Source organism: Mesorhizobium sp. M3A.F.Ca.ET.175.01.1.1 (assembly GCF_004791945.1).
Lineage (GTDB): Bacteria > Pseudomonadota > Alphaproteobacteria > Rhizobiales > Rhizobiaceae > Mesorhizobium.
In genome coordinates, this window is record NZ_SRTP01000449.1 from 1 (window position 1) to 278 (window position 278).

Sequence of the window (278 nt, forward strand, 5' to 3'; positions counted from 1 at the left end):
TCCTCGGCGACCGGTCCCTCATAGAATGCGCCGCGTCCCTCGGCAGCAATGCGTTTCAGCGTCTGCGCCAGCTCCGGCTGGCGATGAACCTCGCCGATCCTTGGCGCCCGGCCGCCGGGAAGAAAGATTCGCGCAGCTGTGGTGTCGGCCGAGAGCAGCTTTTGTTCGAGGGACCAGTCGCGGTGAACGCGGGGAGTGATCGCGTAACCCTCCTCGGCAAAGCGGATTGCGGGCGCAAGGACGTCGGCAAAGGGGAGTTCGCCGTGATCGGCGTGGAC

The 278-nt window shown here is 66.2% G+C and carries 1 protein-coding gene; it reads right to left on the reverse strand.

Translation table 11 applies throughout. The annotated features are described in order from the left end of the window. Nucleotides 1-278 (reverse strand): gamma-glutamyltransferase (locus tag EN818_RS32385; protein ID WP_189524031.1); only part of this gene is annotated, 278 nt, incomplete at both ends.